The organism is Paraburkholderia sp. HC6.4b (genome assembly GCF_014200875.1).
In the GTDB taxonomy this organism is placed as follows: Bacteria; Pseudomonadota; Gammaproteobacteria; order Burkholderiales; family Burkholderiaceae; genus Paraburkholderia; species Paraburkholderia tuberum.
Map to the genome: position 1 here is coordinate 212,663 of NZ_JACHDC010000012.1, position 26,921 is coordinate 239,583.

A 26,921-nucleotide genomic window follows, 5' to 3' on the forward strand; every position below is an offset into this window, starting at 1 on the left:
GATCGCGACGCACCGCCCGCCGTCATCCCGGACCACTGGACTACCGGACTCTCACTGCTGATGCTGCTGCAGATACTGCCGAACGTCGTTCAACGTCACGCGGCCCGAATGCGCGGTATCGATCTCGTCAAAATGCCTGGCGATATAGCCGAGCCCATTGCTTTGCGCCTGGGCCTTGGTGATCGACGAGCCGTTGCTGAGCACCGATTTCGCGCCCAGTCTGCTCTCCACGCGCTGCTGAGCCTGCTGCTGCAGCGTCGAGCCGGTGGTCGGCGCGACCGCGTTGGCACGGTTATGAGGAAAGAACGGACCGTCCACGCCGTGTCCGCCGTTGGGTAGCGTCACGGGCGCCACCGGCTGGGGCGGCAACGCATGCGCACTGCCGACGATCACACCGAGGACGATCAACGCCAGAGTACGTCGCAAGATATCGATTGAAGACATGATCATTCGCCATAAAAAGTAGTCAGAGGGTTTCGCGCGAAGCGAAACCACCATCGATCAGGGCGCGGCCGCGGCGAGCGCCTCGCTCGTCGGCGTGGCGGCTGACGCTTCGTCGGCCCACGGCTGAGGCAGCGTCGCGAGCGTCAGCGCGCCCGCTATCGGCGTGCCGCCATAGAAGGCCGCGAGATCCGCCTTCATCTGCGGGCGCGCCACGTCATCCAGATAAATCATATGTCCGCCCTGGAAGAAGTTGACCCGCAGATTCGGGTTGAGACCCTGGACCGTCTTGAGCCGCGCGAGCTGCTTCTCGGTATTGAAGAACGGCGTGGCGAGATCGTGGAAGCCGTTTTCCGCCAGCACCTTCAGTTGCGGATTCAGCTTTAGCGCGCCGAGCAGATCGGGGATCGTGTCGGGCAGCGGCTGGCCGCCGTGCGAGAAATCCCACACCTCGATGATTGCGTCGTTCAGCGGCATGTACGCCGCGTTCGGCGCCGTGTAGCCGAGGTAATCCGGCATCTGTGTCGCCAATGCATTGGTGAATGGCAGTGAGATCAGGATGTCCGACGGGTCGCCGTCGCTCTGCAGACGCGAGTCCGAGTTGGGCAACGACACGCGACCATCGTAGCGGCCTATCGTCGAGCCTGGCACCAGCGTGAGGTTGAACGGATTGATGTTGAAGTAGCCCTGCATCGCCTGCAACGTGAGACCGGATTCGGCGTCCCAGAACTTCTCCAGCCACGTCGGCGGGAAGTTCGGCGGTCCCGCGTAGGTGGGCGCGCCGAGCTGGCTCAAGGTCCAGTACAGCGAATAATTCTTGAACAGGTTGTAGTTGGCGGTCACGAACGCCTCGCTGCGAAGCGCGTAGGTCGCCTGACTCATTGGCGCTGGCGATACCTGGTCGTAGTACGCCGCGACCTCGGCATAGCCAGGCATGTAGCCGCTCAATGTATCGGTTTCGAGCGCGAGCTGGTCGGGCGAACCCGTGATTGCCACCGCCTCGATCGCATCCGCGAAGTAGTTCAGGATCGAAGACTGCAGCGTGATCCCCGTCAGTTGCACGCCGGCCGATTCCAGCGCGAGCGCGAGTATGTCGGTGCGAGGCGTGCCGTACGATTCGCCGTACAGATAGATCGGCGAGCTGCTGCGTGAATTGACCGTCAGGTAGCGGATGATGAAGTCGCGCATGATGTTCGCGTCGGCATCGGTGCTCCAGTAGGTCTGGTTCGTGTTCGGCAGGATCGCTTCGGAGAGGCCCGTGCCCGGCGGATCGATGAACACGAGATCGGTCGTGTCGATCAGGCTCTCGGTGTTGTTCACAAGCGGATAGTTCGGCCAGCTGGTGCCGTTCAGCAGCGGATCGGTGGTCGCGACGCGCGTCGGCGCGAACGATCCGAGACGCAGCCAGATCGACGAAGAACCCGGCCCGCCGTTATAGACGAACGTAACGGGGCGCGGTTTGCCATTCGTGCTCGGCGCCGTGTAGGCCACGTAGGACATCGTCGCTTCGGGTGCGCCGCTCGTCAGATCCATTGCGGTCAGGTGGCCGGTGGTCGTCGTGTAATTGACGGTGGTGCTGCCGGACGTCCATTGGTAATGCATGATCGCCGCTTTCTCCGCGACCAGCGACGCGGCTATCCCGGACGTCGCACTCGTCGAATAGGTGGTGAGATCGGTGTAGGGCTGATTGGCGGATGGCGTCTGCGGCGCCGACGCCGCTTGCGCCTGATTGGCGACCTGCGCCATGCCGCTTGGTACCGTCGACGCCGACGAACCTCCGTCGCTGCCGCCGCATCCGGCGAGCATAACGATTCCGAGTGTCAGCGCGCTTAGCGCGGCGAGCCGGCCATGACGACGGACGCGACCATCGTCGGTACTCCTTCTGTCTGGTTTCATCTCGTTCCCTGGTGAGTGATACCGCTACACAAAGGCCGCTTTTCGCCGGTCGCGCGCATTGGAGATCGAATAACCCGCACCGCACTCGATGGCACGCAGCGGTTGCATGGACAGCTTTTCGCAATGCATTAATTCAAAATACTTTCATTAATATTTCCATTCGCTTTCTGAAATTACTAATTGAATGGATAAAGGGATTCCCTGTCGATTTATCTCGACATTTCAAGAGAAATTTAAAATTGAATCTTTCCGATGCTTACAGCAAGAGTGAAAATAGGATGCGAAATGCGGTCTTGTCAAGGATCAAGCGGCAATTATGCGATTCAGAATAAAGTCGGATCTTGTGGGGGAGTAGCGCTTTGAGATCGAGCGCTGGCGCGGTCGCCGCTGCATGGGGGGCAGAAAAACGCTGGTGGATTTATCCGAATTGCATTGAATGGCGACGACGAACTGCGGATTTTCGTGGCTATGTCGTCGGAATTAATTGCGTTTGATAAATATAACTGAATGGTAAATTTAACCGGTGAAAATGCGTCCTCAATAGAATTAAAAAAAGAGCAGGCTCGGGAATTTCCGTCCGGGCGGCGTCGATCGCTTCGGCGGGCGGGGCGGCGGTACGCCCGTCACGCTCGTGGCCGAATTCGGTACCACGTAACAATCACTGCCAGCAAGAACGCGACATAGGCGACTACAAACACCCAGCCCGGAAAGTCGTAATACAGCAAGGCGCTGACCCAGCGCTGTATGAAGCCTTGCGGACCGACCGTTCCCGTGCGCAGACGATCCTCCAGAATGGTTAACGGGCACGGCACATTGAGCACCGCAAGGGTCGCCACGATACCGATGGCGAGAACATGTACCGTCCGGAATGTGCGATTGCGCGCCCACGGGAGTCCCAAACCGTGGGCGATCCAGATGGCGAATAGTCCGCCGACGATAAACACCACGATCAGCGCGTGCAGCACGAGAACAATATTGGCGAGCCAGATCATTCTGCTTCCATTGGGACTAGCCGCACGACACTCGCTTGACGATGCCGCGGGGACTCACTGCCCATTGCCATACAGATCGAGCAGCATCAACGTTACGCCATTGGTCCACCCGAAGCCGTCCTGCAGCGGATACTCGCCACCCCCGCCGCCGCCTTCGCCCGCGCCTTCCACGACGTACTTCTCGACGAGCTTGTGCTGCGTGTTGTAGACGTTCTCGACGTCCGCGAGAAAGCGCGTGCCGATCGGTTGCGCGAGGTCGGCGCGTCCGTAGCGCTTGAGGCCCTGAATCGCGATCCAGTGCAACGGCGCCCAGCCGTTCGGCGCGTCCCATTGCTGCGTGGTGTTATAGGTCGACGTCGTGAGGCCGCCCTGCTTGAGCAGCACATTCTGCACGGTCTGGGCGGTCTTCCACGCGCGATCGGGCCACGCCACGCCGGCCATCAGCGGATACAGCATCGCCGGTGTCTGGTTGTCGCGCGACTTGCCGAGTTGCCAGTCGTAGTCGCCGTAGTAGCCGTTGCGATTCCACAGATAGCGGTTGATGCCTTCCGCGCGCCGCGCCGCGTAGCCGATGAACTGCGCGACGCAACGGAAGTCGCGTGTCTCCGAGCAGCCGCGCGCGATCGTCGTCTCCAGATGGAACAACAGGCTGTTCAGATCGACCGGGATGATCGATGTCGTGCGTACCGTTGCGAGCGTCTGGTTGTCGCCGAACCAGCGTGAGCTGAAATCCCAGCCGCTTTCGGCGGTCGCGCGCAGATCGCGGTAGACCTGGTTGGCCGGTCGGCCGCTCGCCTGCGCGGTCTGGACGTCCTCGAGGTACGACTCGTCGCGCGGCGTGTCCAGATCGTCCCAGTAGCGGTTGAGCACGGTGCCATCGTTGAGCACGACCACATTGCGCGTAGCGCCGCCGCGCGGCGTGCTGGACGAGCCTTGCATCCAGTACGCGTACTCCTTGCGCAGCACAGGCAGGTACTTCTGATAAACCTTGTTGCCTTCCTTTTGCGCCGCGAGCTCCACCATATACGAGTAGAACGGCGGCTGCGAGCGGCTCAGATAGTACGTGCGATTGCCGTTCGGTATGTGGCCGAACGTGTCGATCATGTACGCGAAGTTGTCGAGCATATCGTCGACGAGATCTTCACGCCCGGACTCCTGCAGCCCCAGCATCGTGAAATAGGTATCCCAGTAGTAGCCTTCGCGAAAGCGGCCGCCCGGCACGACGTATGGTTTGGGCAGCGGGATCAGCGAACTGTAGTCGGGCGCGCTCGTCGTCGTGCGCGTGAGGCCGTCCCAGAGCCAGTCGATGTGCTCGCGCAGACTCTGGTTCGGCGGCGGCGTGATGCTCTGATCGGGCGGCGGCGTGAAGTACTGGCTGACGAATTTCTGCAGCGAAAAGCCGGGCTGGTTCTTCTGCGTTTCGTATAGCTGGACGATCGCGGCGGGATTGCCATTCGGCGTCGCGTCGACGAACGTCTTCTGGTCGGCGAAGATCTGCGCGGTTTGCACGGCGACGAACAGATCGCCGTACAGAATGTCGGGCGCCGGCGGCAGCGTGGCGCCCACCTGGGTATCGGCCAGACAGCTCGCGGATGAGAAGACGAGCGAGGCGATGCAGGCGACGCCGAGCGTGATCGGCGAACGCCGCGGCACGAAGTACTTACTTGAGCTGGGGAAGAGATGGGCGGTTGATGCGTTGCGGCTGCGAGACAGTGATTGAATGCTCATGATGCCTCCAAGGTTGTGGGCATTTCACTGGTCTCATCGCGTGCCATTCGCGGTCGTCTCCCGGCGACATGCGAGTCCGACACGAGGTGGCCGGATCAATGGCTCCGAAAGCATCGCACGCTTTCGAAGCATCAGGCAACTGCGGCGCAGCAGAGCGTGCATGCATCAGCATGAAGAATGAAACGTGATGAACGAGGGAGAAGGTGCGCGTAATGGCGTATCCGCGCTTGCTTCGTGATTCGAAGCAATGGAAGCGTTGATCGCGAGCGATTGCGCGGCAGAAACCGCTCAGCGAGCAAGCGGCGTACCCGCGTCGACCATTCGGCAGGTCGGCGCGGGTACGCGAGAACAACGAGAAAATTACTGCGCGATAGGCTGAGTCACGTCCGTGCCGAACCAGTGCATCGAGATCTTCTTGAGCGTGCCGTCCTGCTTCATTTGGGTCAGCGCGTCGTCGAGTGCTTTCGCGAACTTCGGATTGTCCTTGCGGAACGGGATGCCCATTTCCTGCTCGGCGCCTTTCAGCACCGCGCCCGTACGCAACGGCAACTGCGAGTTCTTGATGATGTACGGCAGCATCAGCCGGTCGTCGATCGTCGCATCGATACGCCTGGCGGCGAGATCGCGCAGTTTCTCGGGCGCACCCGGATAAGTTTGCACGTTGATGCCAGGTACCGCGCGCGCCATCTGGTCGTAGTTGGTGCCGAGCGTCACGCCGATCTTCTTGTCGCCCTTGAATTCGTCGAGCGATTTGAACTCACGCTTGTCGTCCGCCCGTTGGATCAGCTGCGCGGCCGAGTACGTGTACGGCTGGCTGAAATCAAGAACCTGTTTGCGTTGCGGGGTAATGGTGACCTGATTGACGATCACGTCGAATTTGCCGCTTTGCAGCGCCGCGATAATGCCGCTCCACTCGGTCGGAATGAATACCGGCTTTACGCCGAGCTTCGCCGCCACGGCTTTCGCGACATCGACGTCGAAGCCTTCGAGCTCGCCGTCCTTGTTGCGCGAGTCGAACGGCGGATAGGTGCCTTCGAGACCGATCTTCAGGACTCCGGCCTGTTTGACCGAGTCGAGCAGATCTTCGGCATGAGCCGCGACCGCGGTAAAGCTGAGAGCCGAGAGCGCCAACGCGTTTATAAGCAGCTTCGAAAGTTTCATTGAGTGTCTCCTCTGTACTTGAGTATCAGGCTGCACAACGCAACGATTTCACCATCGTGTCGGCAACCCGGCAGTGTCGCTTCGTGGAACAAGCCGGGTTGCGCGCGTCATCCTAGCACTTCAAAAGTCGCCTGTTTGATCTTTGTTCGGAAGCGGCCGCGCGCGGATGAAACTCCGGCTTCGAAAAATCGCAACGGCGCGATCTCGTGGTGGATAGACCGAATGCGATCGATGGACTCTATTGTCCTCGTCCGACCGGCGCCTTCTATGTCTATCCGTCATGCGCGGGTGTGATCGGGCGGCGTACGCCCGACGGACGCGTGATCCATGGCGCGCCACCCCTACGCTCTCACCACAGTCACCCCAGCCGCTTCGATCGGCTTCGTCAATTCCGCGCGGGTCTTCTTCTCGACCACGATGGTCTGCGCGAGTTTGATCTCGCCGATCACGAACCGCGATGCGGCGTTCAGTTTCGACGATGACGCGAGCACGACCGTTTCCGCCGCCCGCGCGGCGAGCGCGCGCTTGATCGCGGCTTCCTCGAAGTCACCGGTGCTCAGCCCAGCGCTGGGATGCACGCCGGTCACCCCCATGAAGTACAGGTCGGCATGGATGCGCGAAATGCCTTCCATCGCCGCGGCGCCGACGGCCACGATCGAATGTTTGTAAAGCCGGCCGCCAATCAGGATCACCTCGACACAAGGATGCGCGGCAAGCGCCGTGGCGACGCTCGGACTATGCGTGACGATGGTCGCGTGCAAATCGGACGGCAGCGCCTGGACCAATAGCGCCGACGTGGTGCCGCCGTCGACGATCACGGTTTGCCCCGGCGCGATCAGTTCGACCGCTCGCCGAGCGATGCGCCGCTTGGCGAGCGTCTCGATGTCCTGACGCTGCTCGAATGACGCGAGCGCCGCCGACGCGGGCAACGCGCCGCCGTGGACGCGCTGCAAGCGCCCCTGCGCGGCCAGTTCGCGTAGATCGCGGCGGATCGTGTCTTCCGACACGCCAAACGCCGCGCTCAGCTCGCCTGCCAGGACCTGCCCGTTGCGCGCGAGTTCGTCGAGGATCGCTTTCTTGCGTTGGGTCGTCAACATTGCATTGCACGAAATATCTTGAAATTGCACGAAGTTGCACGATACCATGAATCATTGTCCATGGTCGACAGGAGGCGCCATGACCGCAACGAAAGACCGGGTTCGCATCGTCGGAACGACCTTGCTATCCGACGACTGGTACACGCTGAAGAAGGTGACGTTCGACTTCCTGCGTCGCGATGGCACATGGCAGCGGCAGAACCGCGAGACCTACGATCGCGGCAACGGCGCGACGATCCTGCTGCACAGTCCGCGCACCGGCAACGTGATACTCACGCGACAATTCCGCATGCCCGCGTTCGTGAACGGTCACGACGGCATGATGATCGAAGCGCCGGGCGGGTTGCTCGACAACGCTTCGCCGGAAGAACGCATCCGGCTCGAAGTCGAGGAGGAAACGGGGTATCGCGTGGGTCAGGTCCACAAGATTTTCGAGGCCTACATGAGCCCGGGATCCGTAACCGAAAAGCTCTACTTCTATGTCGGCGAGTACGACGCGTCGATGCGGGTCAACGACGGCGGCGGCGTCGAGGATGAAGGGGAAGATCTCGAGGTGATCGAAATGCAGTTGCAAGCCGCGTTGCGAGCGGTCGACGCAGGGGAAATCGTCGACGGCAAGACGATCATGCTGTTGCAGTACGTCGCCTTGCGTGGGTTTGCGTCAGCGCGCGCAGCCTAGTTGCGTCGCGAGTTCGTGCAGATCGTCGACGATGAAGTCCCACGCCTCGTCCGCCTTCAGATCGCTCGCCTGTTGAGGGCCATGCTCGGTGGGCCGCACGACGAACGCGGTGCTCAAGCCGACGCGCCGGGCAGCGGCGAGATCGTTGTTATGCGCGGCCACGAGGCATAATTCGCGTCGCGCAATGCCGAGAATTTCCGCCGTTTCGCTATAGACCAGCGGCGAGGGTTTATAAGCGCGGACGACTTCGGCACCGAGAATGGCATCCCAAGGCAGAGCGGCACGCTTTGCCATGTCCACCATCAGGCGAATGTTGCCGTTGGATAGCGGTGCGATGATGAAGCGCGCCTTCAGGCGCCGCAATGCGTCGACGGCATCGGGCCAGGGGTCCAGCCGATGCCAGGCCAGGTTCAACTCATCGATTTCCGGTTCGGGAACGTTGGCGATGCCGAAACGCGCCAGCACTTTGACGAGGTTTTCCCGGTGCAGCACGTCGAGACGCACATACGGTCTGCGTCCGCTACGCACTTCTTCCATCGCGGGCGAATACTCGCGTCGCCATGCGTCCGCGAAGTCGGATGCGTCGAGATTCGGCGCGTGCCGCTGCAGAAACGGTTGCGCTTCGCGCGCGACGCCGCTTCGCCAGTCAACCACGGTTCCGAAGACATCGAACACGAAAGCTTTGATGGCGGTTTGATGTGTCGAGTCGATGCCCATGACCTTCCTTTGTGGCTCTGACGGGAACCACCCATCTTAGATGCGTGTTATGAACTTCGAAAAAACGCGGGCCCTACCCAACGGATGTATTGGATGAAGAGTGGTATTTCGCTGCTCCGTATCTGACCTTGATGAGCAAAGACGCCCCGCAGCGCCGCTACGAATTGCGCGAGATTGAATCTCTGCGGCTGCCTCTCCCCGCCTTCTGACGATCATTCGAGGGTCGGCGACTTCGTGATTCGGACCGCGGGCGCCGGTACGAGATATCGCCCCCCCGGTACGGCGGCGGCAATATGCAACGCACCGGTTTCGACACGGTCCAGCAAGCCGCGCAGTTTCAGGGCACGCTTTTCGACGCCATGCCACGACATCATTGCAAAGAGAAGTGTGAGGGCGAGGGAAATCGGAAAATGAACGTACCAGGTGAGGGCGGCCGGGGCAAGCATCGCGGCCACAGATTGCTGTATCGGGAAACCGTAAAGAAAGATGCCGTATGAGTAGTCACCGCTTGCGACAAAGCGGTGGCGTCTTGGTTGCGTGAGTCCGAGAAAGACGGTCAGATAGGCGGCGGGCAGCGCCGCGAAGTAATCCGCGCCGCGAACGGATAGGCAAATCACTGCGACGAGGCCAGATAGCATACAGAGCCATGAACTCCAGACGATCCGGTTGCGGAACTGGTACGCGCAAACGCCATAGAAGAAACAGAGAACGAGCATCGGTCCGTGTACGGTCATACCAGCCGAACCGGAACGGTGCGCAAGCGCAACGAGTAAGACGTTCGCACCAATCGATGCGGCGAGTAAAAGATGCGGTCGTTGTGCCATGCCGGCATACGACGCAATAGTCAATGCGACGTAACAGGCTAGTTCGAACGGTAACGTCCACAATTGCTGATTGATTGCATCCGGCCAAGGATTGTTGGCGAACATACCTGGCAGCGCGAAATGGACGTCTCCGAGAATGTTCAGGAAGTACGCCCGGAACTCGGGATCAGTGAAATATTGATGAAGTGGAAGCATGGTAAAGAACGGCCCGATCAGCAATGCGGCGATCAGCGTGTCGACCGCCAATGCGGGTAGCAGCCGCAGTACCCGCAGCCCGCAGAAGGAAACGATCGTGCGGCAACGTTCGAAGCTGCCGGCAACCAGGAAACCGCTCAGAGCGAAGAACATTGGCAAGATTAGCGCGAGCGGTGCTCGTGCAGGCCCGGACCATACCGCTTGAGTGAACTTGTGACCATAACAGACGTTAATGGTGTGGCTCGCGACCACGAGGACGGCGAGCACGAGACGCATGTAGTCGAAACCCGATGGCCTGTTTTTCGCATCGGCAAGCCGCGATCCGAGTGTCGTTGCGAGTGGGGACATCACTCCGTCCTCCGTGGGGATGGGTCTTGTACAGCGGTGGCGGGTAGCCTGACGGTGAATGGCATCAGCAGATAATCAACCAGACCGTCAGGCTCATCAGTGTAGTCAAGACCGACCTCGGGCCATTCGCCTTTCTTCGGGAAGTGTGCGGTCCCAAACAATACGTCCCATAAGGTCACGACTGCAGCGAAATTTCGGTTGTAATGGCGCAACTCGACTGAATGATGAATTCGATGAAATCGATTGTCTGGGAACAGATAGGAAATCGGGCCAAAGCTGATGCGTGTATCGGCGTGCTCGAAGGTGCCCTGAATGAGTATCACCATGCCAATCAACGACCATAGGAATGGAGGATGGAAGTCGATCAGTAGTGCCATTGGAAGCGTGACAACGAGGGGACGGAGCAACTCCTCCGATACATGCATATTGCAGTTCCACACATTCATCTCGCGAATCGAATGGTGGACCTGGTGGAACCGCCATAAGAAACCGAACGTATGCTGCGCGCGATGGAACCAGTAGTACAGCAAATCACCAATCAGTATCGCCCCAGCGATAGCAAGGGCGATGCTGGTGGCGCGCCAGACTGGCCGCGGCGAATCCAATACGCCGTCAAGCGATATCGAGAAAAGCGGTCGGATATGCAGTGCGACGATCACAGAATGATAAAGTTCGAAGAAAAGCCCACCTATAAACAAATAACAAATGTGAAACAGAATGCCGCGCGCGCGTGATGCAAACGACACCTTGCCATACGGCAGCATTATCTCGACGGCGACGCAGAGAATAGAGGCAACACCTACGCGCTCTCCCGCACGCAAGGTATGAGCAACATAAGTCAACACATCGAACGTTTGCATCTTTTTCCCCGATTCGAGATGTGGAGGTCTTCGAATGCTGTGCTGCACAACGCTGCCATGAGGATGAGGATAGTGGGACACGGGTGCTCTCGGGGGCGCATCACACCGTCAGTTTCGGCCATCATTCAGCGGGTATTGCCTATATGTAATACGAATTATGTTTTATGGCCGTACGTAAACGGCGGTTTCAAGGTCGAAGCGCAACGGCGGGGTTAATGTTTAGAGCCTTGAGGTTGAACTGCTGAAGCAAGTGTTGGGGCAAAGACCTCGAATGGCGAATGGAAGGCGCGTTTGATCGTTTCGTGACGGTCTACGCGGCGAAATATCCGAAGGCAACGGAAACGTTGAAGAAGGACCGGGAAAGCCTGCTGGCGTTTTACGACTTCCCGGCTGAGCACTGGCAGCATTTGCGGACCACGAATGCGATTGAGTCGACGTTCGCGACGGTGCGACACCGTACGACGCGCACGCGCAACTGTGTGTCGCGACCCACCTTCCTTGGTCTGGCATTCAAGCTGATCGAGGAAGCCGAGAAAGCCTGGCGCCGCGTGAAAAGATCAAGCTGTTGCTGGAAGGCATTGCCTTCAGGGATGGCGAACCGGTGAAAGACGATCAACCGGTTCAGCAGAAACTCGCCGCCTGAAGTCCCTGCTCATCAAGTTGCCTATACACCATGCATGGACGCCCTCGGCTTGCCAAGTTCTCATTTGCAACGGATTGAAGGTAACGATTGCAGCCATGCATCCGGACTTCAATGGCCGGCGTAGGCCGGCGGTCCCTGATGCGTTGCAATCATCGATCATCTAAAAAGGACGGGGACGCTATGGCGACCGGGGACGCTTCGACCGCAACGCAGTCCGTAAGGGGCGATACATCTGCTAAACGAGTGTCAACCGTCTACGGGTTTTGCCTGGTCTCGTGCGTGTCGATTCCCGCAACGCGGGCGCGTCGTGACAGTATGTTCAACCCCTCCAGTTAAAGGCATACTCATCATGGCTACCGGAACCGTCAAATTCCACCGTGTTTTGCGCACGACGCCCGAGCGTATCTATCGCGCATTCCTCGAACCCGCCGCGATGGCGAAATGGCTACCGCCGTATGGCTTCACCTGCGACGTGCATCAGATGGATGCGCGCGTCGGCGGCACCTACAGGATGTCGTTTCATAACTTCGGCTCGGGCAAGGGGCACTCGTTCGGCGGCGAGTACATCGAACTGGTGCCGTTCGAAAAGATCCGCTATTCGGACCATTTCGACGACCCGAATCTGCCCGGTCAGATGCACACGACCGTTTCGTTGCGGCAGGTGTCGTGCGGGACCGAACTGAACATCGTGCAGGAAGGCATCCCCGAGATGATTCCGGTCGAGATGTGTTACCTCGGCTGGCAGGAGTCGCTCGCGCAACTGGCGAAGCTGGTCGAGCCGGAGATTGCGGACTGACATTCAATAACAGCCGCTTGCTCCGCCATCGAGCAAGTGGCCCGAGGACACTTTATTCTCCCCGCCAAACGACCGTCCAGTGTTCAACCGCTTCGCGACGGATTGAATGCTATTCCGCGAGGTTTTCCGACTGGGCGCCGCCGAATCTCCGTTGCGGCGAGGCGTTCTCATCGTTGGCATTGTTTAAGCTTGAATTAAGCCACGCTACGTACTCTTCGGACCGAAGCATGAGACGACAACGGCCCGACGGGGCGCATTCTTTCCGTCGAGGTATGAGCGCGACAACTCGGGGCATTCCCAGACAGAAAGAGGTTGAGATGATGTACTTGATTACCGACCTGAAAATGGTCGAAAGCTACGGTCGCATCAAAGCTGACAGCGGCGATGATGCGCTGCATGAGTTTGCGGTCAGCGAGGGCTTCCTCGACCTGATGGAGTTCGCCTCCGCCCGGCCCGCGTTCGCCAACGATTTGCTCGCTGTTCAACTGCAATAAGGGGACTGACGTGGCCATGACTTTGGGGCAGGCGCTGGTGCACGCCGAGCAGCTGGAAGTCTACGGTGTGATTTCCAGGGCGTCGCAGGCGCTCATCCGGCTGATGCAGGAGTACCGAGTCGTAGTCGGTGTGGAACAATACGAGCAGGTCGCAAATATTCGTCGCTTTTAAACCTATGCTTTTCTGCGGGCATCGACTGGCCGGACGTCGTGCGAAATCGCCCCAACTGACGAATGGACCCTTTCACTCAACCATGCGCACGATGCGCTGACCTTGACGGCATCGCGCGCTGAACCTCCGCACCGGGACTCGAGCTCGGTACCCATCGAGCCGCTAAAAGATAAAACCGGTGTTCACGAACTTCGAGTGATGATTCGTGACGATCGTATCGAGCAGCGTCTTGTTCAGGTCGGTCTCTTTGGCCGCGACCATGGAGCGAATCGAGAACGCGCGCAACGCATCGGTGACCGATAGCGTGCCTTCCGCAGAATCCTTGCGGCCGGCAAACGGAAAGACGTCTGGGCCTCGCTGGCACTGGCTGTTGAGATTGACGCGGCACACCTGATTGACGAGCGGGTCGACCAGCGAGCCAATTTGGGCAGCGTCGGTGCCGAAAATGCTGACCTGCTGACCGTGGTCCGAAGTGATGACATACTCGAGTGGTGTATCGATGTCATCGAACGGCACGACTGGGATGATCGGTCCGAACTGCTCCTCACGATAGAGCATCATCCCTTCCTTCACGGGGTACACCACGGCCGGATAGAAAAGAGTTTTGCAGAACACGCCACCACCTTCGTTCACGACCGCCGCGCCTTTCGCTTTCGCATCGTCAATTGCCTGAGTCATGTAGGCCGTGCGATGCATCCCCGGCAGCGGTGTAATGGACACACCCTGTTCCCACGGCATGCCGACCTTGAGATTTTTGAGCGCTGCGTTAAAGCGCTGAAGAAACGTATCGACGATCGAGCGGTGCACCATCAAGATCTTGAGCGCTGTGCACCGTTGACCATTGAACGACAACGTACCGAGCAGACATTCCTTCACGGCGAGGTCTATGTCGGCGTCAGCCAACACAATCGCGGCGTTTTTGGCGTCAAGGCCGAGAACGGCGCGTAGCCGATGCGACTTTGGGTGCTGTTTTTTCAGATGGTCTGCAACCTTGCTTGAGCCGATGAGGGCAAGCACGTCGATCTTTCCTGAGGCGAGCATGTGTGGCACCACCACCGCACCCGGTGCATAAATCGTGTTGACGACGCCTTTCGGGAAAGCAGAGCGGAAGGCCTCGAGCAGTGGAAAGAACAACAGCGTGCCATATTGGGGCGGCTTGAACACGACGGTGTTGCCCATCAGCAATGCGGGAATGAGCGTCGCGAACGTTTCGTTCAGCGGATAGTTGTAAGGCCCCATGCACAGTACGACGCCCAGCGGGGTGCGGCGAATCTGGCCGATGGTGCCCTCGGCGATGACAAAGCGCGAGTTGCTATTGTCTAGCTCCTTGAGCGCCGAGATAGTGTCTTGCATATAGCTGATGGTGCGGTCGAACTCCTTCTGCGAATCGGCAAGGCTCTTGCCGATTTCCCACATGATCAGATTCACAATCTCATGGCGCGTGGCCGCCATGAGCCGAATGAAGTCTTGCATGCAGCCGATGCGCTGCGCGACTGTCATCGTTGGCCACTCACCGCGGCCGTGATCGTAGGCTCGCACGGCCGCGTTCAGCGCGGCATCGCTCTCGACCTCGCCCATGACCGGATAACTGCCAATTACGACCTGTTCAGCGTCGCCGGAGGCTTGTCGCACGCAGACTGGGGACTGCACGTTCTTGCAGGCGCCATCCCATGCCTTCAGTTCTCCATCGACGAGCGAGACGCGCTGATGAATCGGCTCCGCGAGGCGGGCGGTCTCGGGAATATCGTCGGTGACTGGAAACAACTGCCGGAGGTTCTCGAAGTCAATATTTGCCACGTTTCGCTCCTATGTTCGTGCAGTACGCGGTGGCCCGCCAGGTGTTGGGCATTGCTTGAACGCAATCAATGCGACCGTGCCTACCCGCTGGTGACGTAACGGTACCTGTCGGACCGATCATTGGGTCGTGCGCAAGCGACTGTGCCGGTGTTTGGTGGCTGTGCTTCGCGGCGGGCGCAAGACACAGAGAGAAGCATAGCTAATGGCAGAGAACAGAGTTGAAGACGAACCGTGTTCAACACCTGATGAACGGTGATGTCGGTTCCGACAGTGATATCACGTGGCGCGGCGCGGCACCGCCGAGCTTGCGGGCGAGCTTAGTCAGCAGTTGCGGAAATGTCCTCGTAACTGGATTCGATTAGATTCGTCATCGTGGTCTGCAGCTCGACCAACGGCGTAGCGGTCACTGCGGTCGCTACCCCGTCGGATTTCGGAAGCAGTCCGGCGAATGCCGCCATTCCCGTCCCGCATGCTGTTAGGAGTATGGTGGCAGCAAGTACGGCTGCACTGCCGCGCAGCGCTTGCTTGGGAGCGAAGTCCGCAAAACATCGCATCATGGCTATCTCCGGTTGACGCAGTTTCTGGATGCAAAGACCGTGCCGACGGAGGGGCTGTCAGGCAAGCGTGCCGCCGCTAACGGGCCGCGTAGGCGTTGAATGCTCGCGTGACAGTGGCGACGTGGACTCGGTGGTGGGACTCACCCCACACTTTGACCGGGCAGCGACGGTCCGAAACCAACATTTCGCTGCGGAGAATTGCGCCCGCATGTTCCTGAACATTGCTCGGCAAGCGTTCAGGGATTGTCCTGTGCCGCTCGCTTGACCAACCGTATGTGCGAGGCAGCGAGGAACCCGACGATAGTTCACTTGTTGCGAAGTCCACGCGACACTTCTGCGGCGTGCGCACCGATATACTGTTTCCTCCTACCGAACAGCTGTACTAACATCGAGTAACGGTTCGAGCATTGACGCCCGGGCGGGGCCGGGGAGGCGAGTTTGTTTTCCCCTTGGAGAGCCAGGATGAAAGAAAACTCATCTCGTGAAATCGTCGAACTGCTGACAAAAGTGGTCGGGCGCAGCGCCACGCATGTACCCAGGGGGCAGAGCCGCCGCAGTGCCTCAAAAGCGATTGACCGGCTTGAAGAGATCAAACGGAACGCCGCGTTTGCTCGCCAATACGAATCAGCACCGGAACCACTACGCGAATTGGTGATGAGGCGGGCCGTAGAAGTCCACGACCTGGCGATTGCACGAGATTACGCGAGCGCCCTCAATGCCCTCGGTGCGGTTGTCGATTTCCTCTATCAACATCTTGTAGACGACTCCGGCTCAGCAATGCCGCCGAGCAAACTGGCAAGCATCGATTTGAATGCGGTTCACCGGGCTCTTCAATTCGGAGGTCTTCCGGGACAGTCGCAGCAGGACCCAGATGACGACAACCCACCGCCAGTGCGTCGCTGAACTTGCCAAGGGATAATCTCCGATGCTCTCGGGCCTATCGAAACTGCTGGACAAAGCATTTATCCTCGGCTTCTTTTTGCCGGCCCTGCTTGGCTTTACAGGCTTTCTCGCGGCAAACGCCGATATCCCGGCATTTTGCGATTTGCTACACAAGGCGACCTCGGACAGCGACAAGGTTGGAAGCCTGTTCTCTTTCCTCATCATCGTATGGGTCCTATCGCTGATCCTGTTGGTATTGAACAACTGGTTTTATCAGGTTCTCGAAGGATACAAATGGCCATTCAATCGCGAGGCCTGGAAGCGCGATGAGCGAAATCGCCGCAATCGTCAGCTGGACCTCATAGAACGCCTCCGTACGGAACTCGCTACAGAGAACAGTACAATCGAGCGGCTTAAAGCCTCAAAGGAATCGTTGGAATACAGAAAGGCTGAATCGAACCGAGCCACCGTAAGGGCGAGGCTGTACCGCAACCAGGAGCGGAACGCCCGTGATTTCCCCCGGCATGAAAATCTCGTTCTTCCTACGGCCTTTGGGAACACGTTGCGTGCATTCGAGGGTTACTCGAGCGAAGTCTATAAGGTTGACAGCATATTCGTATGGCCGCGTCTTCTTGCAGTCATCCCAAAGGACTATCAGGCAATCATTGCGGATTCGAGAGCTCCAGTTGACTTTCTGGTCGGACTCGTCGTTCTGGGTACCTTTACGTCCATCTTTACCTTGGTGCGAGCGATTGACATCTGGCTTGCGGACGGACTGTCCGGTAATTACCTGTTGGCGGATCTTTTTCAGAACGCTGCGATTGCGGCCGCCATTGCGGCAATTGCGTATCGGCTTGCGATTCTAGAGGCAAGAAGCTGGGGCGACGTTGTCAAATCAGCGTTTGACCTTTATCTGCCGGCACTCGCTGAGAAGTTAGGTTTTGTTCTCCCGACGTCCCAGGCCGCACAGCGGGAGTTCTGGGCGGCATGGAGCACGCAGTTCCGCTTCCATGCACCGGCAAATACCGCGTGGTGGACACGTATCAAGCCGGTGACGCCAGCAGCAACGACGAAGGCGGATTGGGAGGCGACAGACTCGGCAGGCGAAACCGACGAGGTGCGCGGAGGTTGACTGTCGAACCCGCGATTCGTGTCGAGCAGCGCTTTTGCTTCCGGACTGACAGCGACAGCGACCAGAGGCAATTGCGCTGCGTCTTATCCGACCTGGAGTTACGTGCATCATGACGCCACAGTTCGATACCGATTTACGGACCAGACTGGTCAGGGTATATGGTCACGTGCAGGGGGTGGGTTACCGGCAGGCTTGCATCAACGAGGCCACGGCTCGAGGCATCATGGGTTGGGTGCGCAACCGGATGGACGGTTCGGTCGAGGCTGTGTTGCAAGGACCCGCTGAAGAACTCGAGCGAATCTGCGATTGGCTGGTTGACGGTGCGCATGCAGCTCTGGTGGACCGTCTGGAAGTCCAGGAACTATCGCCACCAGTAGCCAGGTTCGATGAATTCAAGCTCGCCGCGACGGTCTAGTTGAGTTGAGTCAACCCGCTCGCCCTAAGGCTTGAGTGCGGAAGCCAGAACGCAGCTCATCGGAAGCCTGAGGTCCCCCGTATCGCTGCGATACGCCTGCGCCTCGTGTGCGACGGCCCGTTCAATAGACGCGAGCGCGGCCGGCGTCTGCGCGTGTAGCAACGCGGAAACCCGCACGCCACCACGCAGGAGTGCATGAAAAGGTGTATTGGGAGCACGAAGCACGAGCGTGAGGTCCAACTCCCGCACCTCCGGTTGGACGAACCCGGCATCGAGCAACAGGCGCTTCGATTCCTCCCAATCGCTGAATCGGAAGAAGGGTGGTCCCGGCGGGACGGGTACGTCGGTCGTCCCGTGCTCCTCGATCGCCTTCAACACCATGCCGAAGCCAACCGCCTTGTTCGGTGTCGCCCATACCGTGAAGGCGATTCTGCCGTTAGGTTGCAGTACACGAAACGCCTCCGCGAGTGCGCGCTCGGGGTGCGCAAAGTGCAACATTCCGAAGCTGATCCCCACTGCCGAGAAGCTTGCGTCGGGAAATGGCAAATCCTCCGCGTCGCCGACGCGGAACTCAAGTGCCGGAAAGACGCGTCTCGCCTTGTCGACCATCGCGACCGAAAAATCCACCCCGGCGACATCCGCGCCGCTGCGCGCGGCGGCCGCCGCGAGGTAGCCCGGGCCGCAGGCGACGTCGAGAAAACGGGCTCCGCGCCGAATGCAGAGGGTCTCGAGCATGGCCTGGTTCGACTGGGCGGTCAAATCACCAAAATACTCATGATAGGCCTGCGCGACCCGCTCCCAACCTTCGTGCTCGAAGGTACTGAAGTCGAGTTGTCCCATGCTTACCCCCACCGGTTTTACACGTTGGCAACCTTTAGCGCATGCCTATGTTCCTCGTAATCCGTATGTCTGGCTATCGGGGAAACAATCCAGGCGGCGACAGAGAAAGCGAACGAATGTGTGGTGCGACGCACAACCAACGTCGTCTAAAGCCGCCAGACTTTCGCGCGTCGGCGCTGGCTGACGCACCCCCACGAACCGATACGCCTGCTTTCTCTCTGGCGCTTCGCATTTCAGCGCCAGGTCGCGAAACGCATCACTTGCGTTAGACTGGCTCGAGCAACCGGGAGGAGACCTGGATGATACGCAAGACGCTTAATGCCTCGCAGCTTCAGCAGGAGGTCAGTCGGCGACTCCATCGACTGCAGGAAATCGTCGAGGATGGCGTGAAGATTCGCGTGCCGCGGCCGCAATTGCAAGAGGCTGACAAGACAGGCTGCAACTGGAATATGGCCCACTTCGGTAACGCTATCGGCTTCGAGCGCGACATCGAGGGCGTACTCAAGGCCATGCGTGCGGAATACAACCTCCGTACCGAAGTGAAGGACACCAACAACCCGTTCGGGGACTAGTCGCGAAAGTTACAACCAGCGCGGGTCGCGCGTGGACGCCACCGTCAGCCAGCGGTCCGGGCCCGATTCGCCGATTGCGCGCGAGATCCTGTCGCGGATCTGGTCGAGATGGCGGACGCCGGCGTGCTCCATCGCCTCGGGCAACACGATATGCACCTCGACGAACAGGCCGCGGCCGACGCGCGTCGCGTAGTGCGAGTGCTTGACGAAGCCGTAGTCGGCGGTCAGTTGTTGCATCAGGTCGCGCAGCCCGCGCTCCAGATCCGGCGGCGTGATCAGCAACACTTCCTTGACCGCGCCGATCACGGTTCCGATCGGCATCGGGATCAGGACGAGCGTCAGTAGTGCGAGCACGCCGGGGTCGATGTACGGTGTCGGGTGGCCGTGCCCGATTCGTTCGAGCAGCCATGCAATCAAAACGCCAGCAACAGCGCCGCGCTGACGCACGCCGACATCAGCCAGCTCTTGATGTCGAGCCCTATCAGTTCGGAGTCGATCGCGCGATTCACGCGCCGCTCGCGCAAGAACATGAGGAAGGCGAACGTGGCAACCACCACTGCGTAGAAGACACCCCAGCCGAACTCGAGCTCCATCGAGGAGCCCGCGTGCTTCATGAATAGAGGAGCCGGCTCAGGTCTGGTTGCCCCACAGATCGTCAATCGCGCGGATTGCCAGCAAGTATCCGTTTGCGCCAGCCCCGCAAATTACCGCGGTAGCCGCCACCGAAATCGTCGAGTGACGATATTCCTCCGAGCGTCGGTGGATGTTGGTGATATGCAATTCCACTACTGGTCGGCGGATGAGCTTGACTGCGTCGAGCACCGGAATCCGACCGAATGAAAAGCCGGCTGGATTGATGATCAGCGCGGCGTCCTGCAAGAATGCTTCCTGGATCCAGTCGATCAACTCGCTTTCGCTGTTCGTTTGTCGGAATACGCAGTCGAACTCGAGGGCGTCGGCCAGCGCGAGGCAGTTCTGTTCGATGTCCTTTAGCGTAGTGCTGCCATAAAGATGAGGCTCCCGCGCGCCCAGCATGTTCAGGTTGGAGCCATTGAGGATGTAGAGTTTGCGAGTCATGGTGTCAGTGTGTAGAAGAGCGTTCCAGGGCCGTGTCCTTGGTTTCCCGGGATATTGCGATCATCAGGAAGGAGATCAGGTTCAGCGAGCCGCAGACCGCTACGATGGCCCAAGGGGAACCGTTAAAGGCATTGAGCAGCGCCACGGCGACGATTGGCATCGGGCCGCCGGTAAGCAGGTTCGCTCCCGAGTACGACAGTGCGGACCCCGTGTAGCGCGCATCGGTCGGAAACGACTCGGCGAACCACACCGGCTGGATGCCGCTCTGGAACTGTGTGAAGCCGAGGAAGGCGCCCATCACGGCCATCGTCATGGCGATCGAGTTCTGGTTGAGAATCGGAAAGTAGATCAGGCAGCAGATCAGCGTGCAGAACGAGCCGATCATCAGCGCACGTTTGCGTCCGATCCGATCGCTCAGATAACCGCCCGCCAGCGCTCCCGCGATGGCACAGACATTCGCAACCATCAGCAGCATGAAACCGGTCTGCTTGGGTACGCCGAGGTGTTTCGTCAGATAGCTGAGCGAGAAAACCACGATCAGATAAAACAGTGCGGCCGGGCCACAGAAGAACAGCGTCAGGCGAAGCGCGGTGCGCCAGTGATATTTGAAAACGGTGCCTAGCGGATTGGCGGCGCGTGTGGGCGAGCCACTCTTCCTGAGCGCCTCGAAGGCGGGTGTCTCGCTAACCTTCCTGCGGATGTAGATGCCCAGCAGCACCAGCACAAAGCTTGCGAGGAACGGGACTCGCCATCCCCAGGAGTCGAAGTCGTCTGATGAAAGCAACGCGGCCAGTGTAAAGAGCGAGAAGTTGGCGAGAATCTGGCTGAGTGGCGAGCAGATGCCAAGCAGGCCCGAATACCAACCGCGTCGGTTAGCAGACGCATGCTCGACCGCCATCAGTTGCGCGCCCGTCGACTCGCCGCCAAGCGCGAATCCCTGGATGATGCGCAGTGTCACCAGCAACGTCGGCGCGAAGATGCCAACCTGGTGGTAAGTGGGCAACAGCCCCATCAGGAACGATGAAGCTCCCATTACCGACACGGTGATAAGCATCAGTTTGCGGCGTCCCCAACGGTCCCCGAGCATCCCGCAGATCACCGCGCCTAGCGGGCGTGCGGCCAGCCCTGCCCAGAAACTAGCCAACGACGCGAGCAACGAGGCGGTCGGGTCCAGCGATGGGAAAAACAGCTTTGGAAAGATCGTGGCCGCGACCACACCATACAGCGCGAAGTCGAACCATTCGAGCGCCGTTCCGACGGTTGCGCCTGCCACCGCCCGACGCGCCATCAAGTGAGCCTGCGCGGACTGTTGTTCCGCGGCAAGGCCTGAATCAGCAAAAAATGACATGTTGTCTCCTGAATTCCTCATATGTCGAACCGTTCGTTCTGGCGACGAACAAGTGCTATTGTTTGCGCTCGGAAAGCGAGGCGTTCCGCACCGGAACTGCATTGCACATAATGAAAATCACGCGAAATGTCGCTCAAAAACGGCCTGAGAATTCTTGATTTCCTGGCGACGCAAGCCGAAGGCGCGGGTCTTCTGGCGATTGCCGACGCTTTGTCCCTGCCCCGCAGCACGTGCCACCGCGTGCTCGCCGAGCTCATCGAAGGCGGCTATGTCAGGCAACTGGTCGATCACAGCCGCTACATTCTGACAATGCGTATGACGTCGAACGGGCTGGAATTCCTGAGCCTGACGGGCATCGCGGATATCGCCCAGCCGATCATCGAACGCGTCGCTGCGCAGACAGGTGAACTGGCGCGGCTGTCGTTGGTGGACGGCGAAGCAATCATCTGGGTGGGAAAGGCGGACGGACAGCGCATCGGCTTTCGCTACGATCCTGACATGGGCCAGGCAGCACGACTTTCATGCACGTCGACCGGACACGCATGGCTGATGACAATGACTGACGAACAGGCGGCGGCACTGGTTTTGAAGCAGGGTTTTGGACAGCCCAATGAGTTTGGACCCAATGCGCCGACGACGCTCAAGGCGCTGCTGGGCTTCCTGCACGCTGCGCGCGTGCGTGGCTACGCGATGATCGACGAGGTGTTTGCCCCGCGCATGTCAGCGGTGGCGGTGCCCGTGGTGAGCGGCTCGCGTTGCGTCGGCGTCATCAGTTTGGCCGGTCCGCGGGTGCGGCTGACGACCGAGAAGATTCACGAGTACTCGATGCTGCTGCGCGAGGCGGCGAATGAACTGGCCCAGCTAAGCAATATGGCGGGATTCCCGAGTCGGCCGCCGCTCGGCAAGGGATGACGAGACACAAGTGTAAAGCCATCCGACCGGCGAACTTCGTCCGCTTCGCGCCGAACTGCGGCCTCCGATACGTTGGCGCAGATGACCGAACGTCTTCCTGTCGGATGCGCAACTAACGGTCGGGCGCCATGCTGCCATCACACTCGGGCTTCGCCCCAAAACCCGCAAGTGGCCGGACTAGACGGTCGATCCTGTTGGATATGACCAGGTGAGATGGTGCTGAACGGAGGCTAGCTTGTTATTCCTTGTCATAACGGCGCACTGGAACGCGGCTATCGGCGCGAGCTACGATGAAGCACAACGACGGCGTGTAAATTACGCCTTTTTCACGTAGGCGTTACACCACCCTTTTGCGTCGACCAGCTTGCCCCCGTAGGTCGGACACGGCCCATTCGTGGAACCGGGTTTGCCTTGATACAGTTGGCAATTGGCGCAGGTCTGCCCTGTCTGGTACCGAGGGAATTTCGCCTTGTCGACCTTCGATGCGTCCATCTTGTATCCGAGGGCCAGTGCGGTCGGATCGTTTTCGGACAGCACCGGCGCGTCCGCGTTTGACTTTGTCGAGAGAACCGTCGTTGAGGCAACGGATGCGGCAAGTATCATGAAATGACGGCGAGAGAGCGACACGATCGAAACTCCTTTCGAGACCCAATCAGACGGTGGCAAAGTGACGGTGAACCGGTCAATCGCAAACCGCCTCGTCATAACATGAGCAATCAGCATACCTGTCGATTGTCGAACACCAGTTTCGCAGCCGGCCTGTTGGGTGAAATATCACTTGCGATATATTGAAAGCCGAGACAAGACCGAGTCACGGAGGATCGATCGTGGAACTGGATGTGACGCAGAAGCTGATCGGTACGAGGAGCGGGATATGAAGATGACCTTGCGCGGCCCGCTATCGTTGTGAACCGGACCAAAGCGAAGTCCGGAGAACTCCAGAAGCGGCCCTGGGTCTCGCGCCGAGTTTTCGGCTGTGAGACCGCGCTCGCTTGAGTGCGCTGTGCCGCGTTACTCTCGTGTCATCCGTCTACCGGCGAACGCATGTCATTGCGGCTTGAGGTGCAGATCGTTGCTCACGGATTGCACCCCCGGCACGCCGTGGGTCACCGCAAGTGCTTCCAGAATCTGTGCCTCTGAATCCACGTATCCCGACAACTGCACGACGCCTCGATACGTTGCCACGCTCATCGGTAACGATCGTAGCGCGGGGTCCGCGACAAGCGCCTGCTTCACCCGGCGGGCGAGCGTAGCGTCGTCAGTGGCGACTGCCCCCGGCGCGGTCGCGGACGGTGTCGCCGTCGCCGTCGACTTACAGCCGTTGGTGAACACGAACGCGGGCAACGCGAACATCGCGACGATCAGCAACCGGCCTTTGATGTATGGCGCGTTTCGCATGTCGGTTATGACACCCAAATCCGTTCATTCGTACATTCAAACGTCGACACAAAAACATCGCTGCCGTGGCGCTCGCGGCAAAGAATGCACGGACGGCATGGGCCATGCTGATACGAAACCAGGCCTTTCAGGCTAGCCATGTACCTGCACGATCCAGCGTGACGGATTGACAGATTCAGCGATTAGCAGCGAAACAGCATTCACTTACCATCACAAGCTGTGTCATACGTTGAGCGGTACGTTTAACCTGCCGCATACGGCACACTACACCCACAGCGCCGCGCCCGATGCGCTTGCGCGCGTCGCACGCGCGCTCGGCATTCCGATGGCGCTCGCGCAGATCGGCATGCCCGAGCAGGGACTCGACGAAGCGGCCGATCTCGCGTGCAAGAATCCGTATGCGGACCCGCGTCCCGTGGCGCGCGACGCGATCCGCGCGCCGCTGCAACGTGCGTGGCAGGGCGCTGAACCCGCCTGAGCATTGGCCAACGCAGCGCCGCCAGAACAATCGATGGAGGAAGACATGTCGACAGACAGCAAAGAGGCCGAGCAGGCCCTGACCGAGCAGGTGGTAGCAAGCTTCGCGGGCACGCCCGACGAACGGCTGCGCACACTGATGCAAAGCCTCGTGCGGCACATGCATGCGTTCGTGCGTGAAGTCGAGCCGACCGAGGCCGAATGGATGTCGGCCATTCGCTTTCTGACCGACACCGGCAAGATGTGCGATGACCTCGTGCGTCAGGAATTCATCCTGTTGTCGGATACGCTCGGCGTATCGATGCTCGTCGACGCGATCAATCACCGTCTCGCGACGGGCGCGACCGACACCACCGTATTCGGTCCGTTCTATATTCGCGGCATGCCCGAGCGCGCGTACGGCGAGAACATCGCGTTCACGCCGGGCACGCCCGCACTCGTGCATGGGCGCGTGCTCTCGACGGACGGTGAGCCGCTTGCCAACGCGGTGCTCGACGTCTGGCAGACCGCCGATAACGGCATGTACTCGGGGCAGGACACCGAGCAGCCGCACGGCAATCTGCGTGGACGTTTTCGCACCGACGCCGAAGGCCGCTACGCGATTTCGACGATCGTGCCGGTCAGCTATCCGATTCCGACCGACGGCCCGGTCGGCCGCATGCTCGAAGCGACTGGACGGCATCCGTGGCGACCCGCGCATCTGCACTTCATGATAGATGCGCCGGGGTATCGGACACTGGTCACGCATGTGTTCGATCGCGAGGATCCGTATCTGGATTCGGACGCGGTGTTCGGCGTGAAGCCCTCGCTGATGGTCGACTATCGCGAGTGCTCCGCGGATCACGAACTCGCGCGCCGCTTCGGTTTCGATGGACCGTTCCGCGAAGCGCGCTACGACTTCGTCCTCGATCGGAGTTGATGACGATGGCACGTTTTTTCGCGGTCTTCGCGACCGACAAGCCCGGCATGCGCGAAGTGCGCGAACGGGTGCGTCCGGTGCATCGGACGTGGCGAGGTGCTGTGCTATCGCGCGCAGGTGTTGATGTGCGCGCATCACAGCGCGCTGTTCCGCTTCGAAGATGGACGCTGTATCGAGGGACCGTGCGCGGGGGCGAGCCTCGATGCGGTGAAGATCGCGGTCGACGGGAACGCATGGGTTGTGTTGAACCCGTAGTCGACGCTCGCCGGCGACGGACGACTCGCTGTGTCCCATCGCAACTACTTCAACCGCCCCGCCAAAAACTGATGCAACCGCTCGCTATGCGGATTCGTCAGCACCTCATGCGGATCGCCTTGCTCCTCGATCTTGCCCCGCTGCAGGAACACGACATGATTCGACACGTTGCGGCCGGCAAGCCCACCTTGGTCAGATGGCTGTCTGGACGTCCGGCCGCGAACCGGGTATTCCGCGCTATTGATGCGCAGGCGGCAGATACGTCATCTGCTCTTCGTCGTACAGCGCATAGATCAGTTCGAGCATGCGCTGGATGTCGGCCGATTCGTCGAGCATGCGCATGCTCATGATGATCGGCGACACGAGGTTCTGATCGTCGAGGTCCTTGTAGGCGACGTCGCCGCGCTGCAAGCCGTACACGCTCGCCGGCACGATCGAGATGCCTTCGCCCGCGCCGACGAGGCCGAGCGCGATCTGCAATTCGCGGGTCTCGTAGAGCCGCTGCGGCTTCAGACCGCGATCGTGAAACGCGGCGAGCACCTGGTCCGCGTAACTGGGACGTGGCGCCTTCGGGAAAATGATCAACGTTTCGCCGGTCAGGTCGTGCAGCGACAGCACCGGCTTCGCGGCGATCAGCGGATGGCCGAGCGGCAGCGCGACGATCATCCGTTCTTCGCGCAGCACGACGCGCCGGATGCTCGGGTCTTCGTGACGGATGCGGCCGAAGCCCACGTCGATGCGGCCTTCCTTGAGCGCCTTGATCTGATCCATCGTCGACATCTCGTGCAGGCTCAGCTCGACGGTGCTGTTCTCGGTACGAAAGCGCCGGATGATTTTCGGCAGCATGCCGTACAGCGTCGAGCCGACGAAGCCCACCGACAAACTGCGCTCGATCTTGCCGACGCGCCGCGTCATCGCCTCGATTTCCGTGGTTTGCGCGAGCAGTTGCACGGCGTGCGAATAGAAGAAGCGGCCCGCCTCGGTCAGCTTCAGCGGCCGCGAGTTGCGCTCGAACAGCTGCACGCCAAGGATGTCTTCGAGCTGCTGGATCTGCCGGCTCAGCGGCGGCTGCGCAATATGCAGACGTTTGGCGGCCTTGGTGACATTGCATTCCTCGGCGACGGCCACGAAGTAGCGCAGATGGCGCAGTTCCATAGAAATACCTTTTAAGTATCGTCGCGATACCAAATCAGTGTTGGACGATGCAAATGGCGCGGACCTATCCTTCAGTTACCGTAGACGCCCCACAAAATTATACCTGCCGAGCATCGATAACTCGGCCCGGTCTGAAGCGTCG

At 59.8% G+C, this 26,921-nt stretch carries 28 protein-coding genes and 6 pseudogenes; 15 read left to right on the forward strand and 19 right to left on the reverse strand.

Annotation, left to right across the window (positions count from 1 at the left end; all coding sequences use genetic code 11):
* Positions 1 to 51: 51 nt before the first annotated feature.
* The 6 genes from HDG34_RS19740 to HDG34_RS19765 all read right to left on the reverse strand — a co-directional run bounded on the left by HDG34_RS19740 (position 52) and on the right by HDG34_RS19765 (position 7,315).
* Positions 52 to 450, reverse strand: a complete 399-nt coding sequence (locus HDG34_RS19740) for a 2-oxoglutarate dehydrogenase (RefSeq protein ID WP_184061791.1) — start codon at positions 448 to 450, stop codon at positions 52 to 54.
* 51 nt (positions 451 to 501) lie between these two features.
* On the reverse strand, positions 502 to 2,337 hold the full coding sequence (locus HDG34_RS19745) for a S10 family serine carboxypeptidase-like protein (RefSeq protein ID WP_184061792.1): 1,836 nt from the start codon (positions 2,335 to 2,337) through the stop codon (positions 502 to 504).
* A gap of 623 nt (positions 2,338 to 2,960) precedes the next feature.
* Positions 2,961 to 3,329: a DUF2784 domain-containing protein gene (locus tag HDG34_RS19750; protein WP_184061793.1), complete on the reverse strand. Its 369-nt coding sequence runs from the start codon at positions 3,327 to 3,329 to the stop codon at positions 2,961 to 2,963.
* Positions 3,330 to 3,383: 54 nt separating this feature from the next.
* Positions 3,384 to 5,057, reverse strand: coding sequence for an alpha,alpha-trehalase TreA (gene treA / locus HDG34_RS19755; RefSeq protein ID WP_184061794.1), 1,674 nt, complete (start codon positions 5,055 to 5,057; stop codon positions 3,384 to 3,386).
* 360 nt (positions 5,058 to 5,417) lie between these two features.
* Complete coding sequence (locus HDG34_RS19760) at positions 5,418 to 6,218, reverse strand: transporter substrate-binding domain-containing protein (protein WP_184061795.1); 801 nt, start codon at positions 6,216 to 6,218, stop codon at positions 5,418 to 5,420.
* A 341-nt stretch (positions 6,219 to 6,559) separates the two neighbouring features.
* Complete coding sequence (locus HDG34_RS19765; protein ID WP_184045063.1) at positions 6,560 to 7,315, reverse strand: DeoR/GlpR family DNA-binding transcription regulator; 756 nt, start codon at positions 7,313 to 7,315, stop codon at positions 6,560 to 6,562.
* Positions 7,316 to 7,394: 79 nt separating this feature from the next.
* Between HDG34_RS19765 and HDG34_RS19770 the strand changes: the two genes are divergently transcribed.
* Positions 7,395 to 7,994: an NUDIX domain-containing protein gene (locus tag HDG34_RS19770; protein WP_184061796.1), complete on the forward strand. Its 600-nt coding sequence runs from the start codon at positions 7,395 to 7,397 to the stop codon at positions 7,992 to 7,994.
* Here the strand turns inward: HDG34_RS19770 and HDG34_RS19775 are convergent.
* Complete coding sequence (locus tag HDG34_RS19775; RefSeq protein ID WP_184061797.1) at positions 7,977 to 8,711, reverse strand: haloacid dehalogenase type II; 735 nt, start codon at positions 8,709 to 8,711, stop codon at positions 7,977 to 7,979. The two genes, HDG34_RS19770 and HDG34_RS19775, sit on opposite strands and share 18 nt — an antisense overlap.
* 89 nt (positions 8,712 to 8,800) lie before the next feature.
* On the opposite strand from HDG34_RS19775, the pseudogene HDG34_RS39285 reads away from it, so the two are divergent.
* A pseudogene (locus HDG34_RS39285) lies at positions 8,801 to 8,887 on the forward strand (IS5/IS1182 family transposase); the annotation flags it as partial.
* A gap of 36 nt (positions 8,888 to 8,923) precedes the next feature.
* Here HDG34_RS39285 and HDG34_RS19780 read toward each other — a convergent pair.
* Together HDG34_RS19780 and HDG34_RS19785 are read right to left on the reverse strand one after the other, a co-directional pair.
* Positions 8,924 to 10,078, reverse strand: a complete 1,155-nt coding sequence (locus HDG34_RS19780) for an acyltransferase (RefSeq protein WP_184061798.1) — start codon at positions 10,076 to 10,078, stop codon at positions 8,924 to 8,926.
* A complete protein-coding gene (locus tag HDG34_RS19785) occupies positions 10,078 to 11,019 on the reverse strand; it encodes a sterol desaturase family protein (RefSeq protein ID WP_311734787.1) in 942 nt (313 codons plus the stop codon). The genes HDG34_RS19780 and HDG34_RS19785 overlap by 1 nt, the downstream gene beginning before the upstream one ends.
* 206 nt (positions 11,020 to 11,225) lie before the next feature.
* Here HDG34_RS19785 and HDG34_RS19790 point away from each other — a divergent pair.
* The 4 genes and pseudogenes from HDG34_RS19790 to HDG34_RS19805 all read left to right on the forward strand — a co-directional run.
* A pseudogene (locus tag HDG34_RS19790) lies at positions 11,226 to 11,581 on the forward strand (transposase); the annotation flags it as partial.
* A 349-nt stretch (positions 11,582 to 11,930) separates the two neighbouring features.
* The gene (locus HDG34_RS19795) at positions 11,931 to 12,377 is read left to right on the forward strand and encodes an SRPBCC family protein (RefSeq protein ID WP_018422638.1); all 447 of its coding nucleotides are present in this window, start codon (positions 11,931 to 11,933) and stop codon (positions 12,375 to 12,377) included.
* A 317-nt stretch (positions 12,378 to 12,694) separates the two neighbouring features.
* Positions 12,695 to 12,871, forward strand: coding sequence for a hypothetical protein (locus tag HDG34_RS19800; RefSeq protein WP_184005448.1), 177 nt, complete (start codon positions 12,695 to 12,697; stop codon positions 12,869 to 12,871).
* Positions 12,872 to 12,881: 10 nt separating this feature from the next.
* A complete protein-coding gene (locus tag HDG34_RS19805) occupies positions 12,882 to 13,043 on the forward strand; it encodes a hypothetical protein (protein ID WP_184061799.1) in 162 nt (53 codons plus the stop codon).
* A gap of 162 nt (positions 13,044 to 13,205) precedes the next feature.
* Here HDG34_RS19805 and HDG34_RS19810 read toward each other — a convergent pair whose 3' ends face one another.
* Entirely contained in the window at positions 13,206 to 14,840 is a 1,635-nt protein-coding gene (locus HDG34_RS19810; protein ID WP_311734786.1) for an NADP-dependent glyceraldehyde-3-phosphate dehydrogenase, read from the reverse strand.
* Between the two features lie 1,019 nt (positions 14,841 to 15,859).
* On the opposite strand from HDG34_RS19810, the gene HDG34_RS19815 reads away from it, so the two are divergent.
* The 3 genes from HDG34_RS19815 to HDG34_RS19825 all read left to right on the forward strand — a co-directional run bounded on the left by HDG34_RS19815 (position 15,860) and on the right by HDG34_RS19825 (position 17,826).
* Positions 15,860 to 16,300, forward strand: coding sequence for a hypothetical protein (locus tag HDG34_RS19815; RefSeq protein ID WP_184061800.1), 441 nt, complete (start codon positions 15,860 to 15,862; stop codon positions 16,298 to 16,300).
* Positions 16,301 to 16,322: 22 nt separating this feature from the next.
* Positions 16,323 to 17,411 (forward strand): hypothetical protein, encoded by a 1,089-nt coding sequence (locus tag HDG34_RS19820; RefSeq protein ID WP_184061801.1) that lies wholly within the window; start codon positions 16,323 to 16,325, stop codon positions 17,409 to 17,411.
* Positions 17,412 to 17,520: 109 nt separating this feature from the next.
* The gene (locus HDG34_RS19825; protein ID WP_184061802.1) at positions 17,521 to 17,826 is read left to right on the forward strand and encodes an acylphosphatase; all 306 of its coding nucleotides are present in this window, start codon (positions 17,521 to 17,523) and stop codon (positions 17,824 to 17,826) included.
* Between the two features lie 24 nt (positions 17,827 to 17,850).
* On the opposite strand, the gene HDG34_RS19830 is transcribed toward HDG34_RS19825, so the two are convergent.
* Positions 17,851 to 18,666 carry a class I SAM-dependent methyltransferase gene (locus tag HDG34_RS19830; RefSeq protein ID WP_090810770.1) on the reverse strand — a complete coding sequence of 272 codons (816 nt, stop codon included), beginning with the start codon at positions 18,664 to 18,666 and terminating at the stop codon, positions 17,851 to 17,853.
* A gap of 299 nt (positions 18,667 to 18,965) precedes the next feature.
* Here HDG34_RS19830 and HDG34_RS19835 point away from each other — a divergent pair, with 299 nt between their 5' ends.
* The gene (locus HDG34_RS19835; protein ID WP_184061803.1) at positions 18,966 to 19,238 is read left to right on the forward strand and encodes a hypothetical protein; all 273 of its coding nucleotides are present in this window, start codon (positions 18,966 to 18,968) and stop codon (positions 19,236 to 19,238) included.
* A gap of 9 nt (positions 19,239 to 19,247) precedes the next feature.
* Here the strand turns inward: HDG34_RS19835 and HDG34_RS19840 are convergent, their stop codons facing one another.
* Genes HDG34_RS19840 through HDG34_RS19850 form a run of 4 tightly spaced genes read right to left on the reverse strand, consistent with a single transcriptional unit; the run spans position 19,248 to position 21,603 of the window.
* Positions 19,248 to 19,655 (reverse strand): hypothetical protein, encoded by a 408-nt coding sequence (locus HDG34_RS19840; protein ID WP_260321242.1) that lies wholly within the window; start codon positions 19,653 to 19,655, stop codon positions 19,248 to 19,250.
* Positions 19,652 to 19,852: a hypothetical protein gene (locus tag HDG34_RS39290; RefSeq protein WP_260321243.1), complete on the reverse strand. Its 201-nt coding sequence runs from the start codon at positions 19,850 to 19,852 to the stop codon at positions 19,652 to 19,654. Before HDG34_RS39290 ends, HDG34_RS19840 begins: the two co-directional genes overlap by 4 nt.
* A 16-nt stretch (positions 19,853 to 19,868) precedes the next feature.
* The gene (locus HDG34_RS19845) at positions 19,869 to 20,315 is read right to left on the reverse strand and encodes a type II 3-dehydroquinate dehydratase (RefSeq protein WP_090810774.1); all 447 of its coding nucleotides are present in this window, start codon (positions 20,313 to 20,315) and stop codon (positions 19,869 to 19,871) included.
* Positions 20,316 to 20,319: 4 nt separating this feature from the next.
* Positions 20,320 to 21,603 (reverse strand): MFS transporter, encoded by a 1,284-nt coding sequence (locus tag HDG34_RS19850; protein ID WP_090811841.1) that lies wholly within the window; start codon positions 21,601 to 21,603, stop codon positions 20,320 to 20,322.
* A 186-nt stretch (positions 21,604 to 21,789) separates the two neighbouring features.
* Here HDG34_RS19850 and HDG34_RS19855 point away from each other — a divergent pair, with 186 nt between their 5' ends.
* Positions 21,790 to 22,575 carry an IclR family transcriptional regulator gene (locus HDG34_RS19855; RefSeq protein WP_018422624.1) on the forward strand — a complete coding sequence of 262 codons (786 nt, stop codon included), beginning with the start codon at positions 21,790 to 21,792 and terminating at the stop codon, positions 22,573 to 22,575.
* Between the two features lie 315 nt (positions 22,576 to 22,890).
* Here the strand turns inward: HDG34_RS19855 and HDG34_RS19860 are convergent, their stop codons facing one another.
* A complete protein-coding gene (locus HDG34_RS19860) occupies positions 22,891 to 23,178 on the reverse strand; it encodes a high-potential iron-sulfur protein (protein ID WP_221309201.1) in 288 nt (95 codons plus the stop codon).
* A 444-nt stretch (positions 23,179 to 23,622) separates the two neighbouring features.
* Positions 23,623 to 23,973, reverse strand: coding sequence for a BON domain-containing protein (locus tag HDG34_RS19865; protein ID WP_184061805.1), 351 nt, complete (start codon positions 23,971 to 23,973; stop codon positions 23,623 to 23,625).
* A 208-nt stretch (positions 23,974 to 24,181) separates the two neighbouring features.
* Here HDG34_RS19865 and HDG34_RS19875 point away from each other — a divergent pair.
* The 4 genes and pseudogenes from HDG34_RS19875 to HDG34_RS19885 all read left to right on the forward strand — a co-directional run.
* Positions 24,182 to 24,451, forward strand: a pseudogene (locus HDG34_RS19875) (maleylacetate reductase); the annotation flags it as partial.
* A gap of 45 nt (positions 24,452 to 24,496) precedes the next feature.
* Positions 24,497 to 25,369: an intradiol ring-cleavage dioxygenase gene (locus tag HDG34_RS19880; protein WP_184061806.1), complete on the forward strand. Its 873-nt coding sequence runs from the start codon at positions 24,497 to 24,499 to the stop codon at positions 25,367 to 25,369.
* Positions 25,370 to 25,374: 5 nt separating this feature from the next.
* Positions 25,375 to 25,461: pseudogene (locus tag HDG34_RS39295) on the forward strand (YciI family protein); the annotation flags it as partial.
* A pseudogene (locus tag HDG34_RS19885) lies at positions 25,460 to 25,624 on the forward strand (Rieske (2Fe-2S) protein); the annotation flags it as partial. The pseudogenes HDG34_RS39295 and HDG34_RS19885, both read left to right, overlap by 2 nt.
* Before the next feature lie 44 nt (positions 25,625 to 25,668).
* On the opposite strand, the pseudogene HDG34_RS39300 reads toward HDG34_RS19885, so the two are convergent.
* Positions 25,669 to 25,809: pseudogene (locus HDG34_RS39300) on the reverse strand (histidine/lysine/arginine/ornithine ABC transporter ATP-binding protein); the annotation flags it as partial.
* A 52-nt stretch (positions 25,810 to 25,861) separates the two neighbouring features.
* Positions 25,862 to 26,779, reverse strand: a complete 918-nt coding sequence (locus HDG34_RS19895) for a LysR family transcriptional regulator (protein WP_184061807.1) — start codon at positions 26,777 to 26,779, stop codon at positions 25,862 to 25,864.
* Positions 26,780 to 26,921 lie beyond the last annotated feature (142 nt).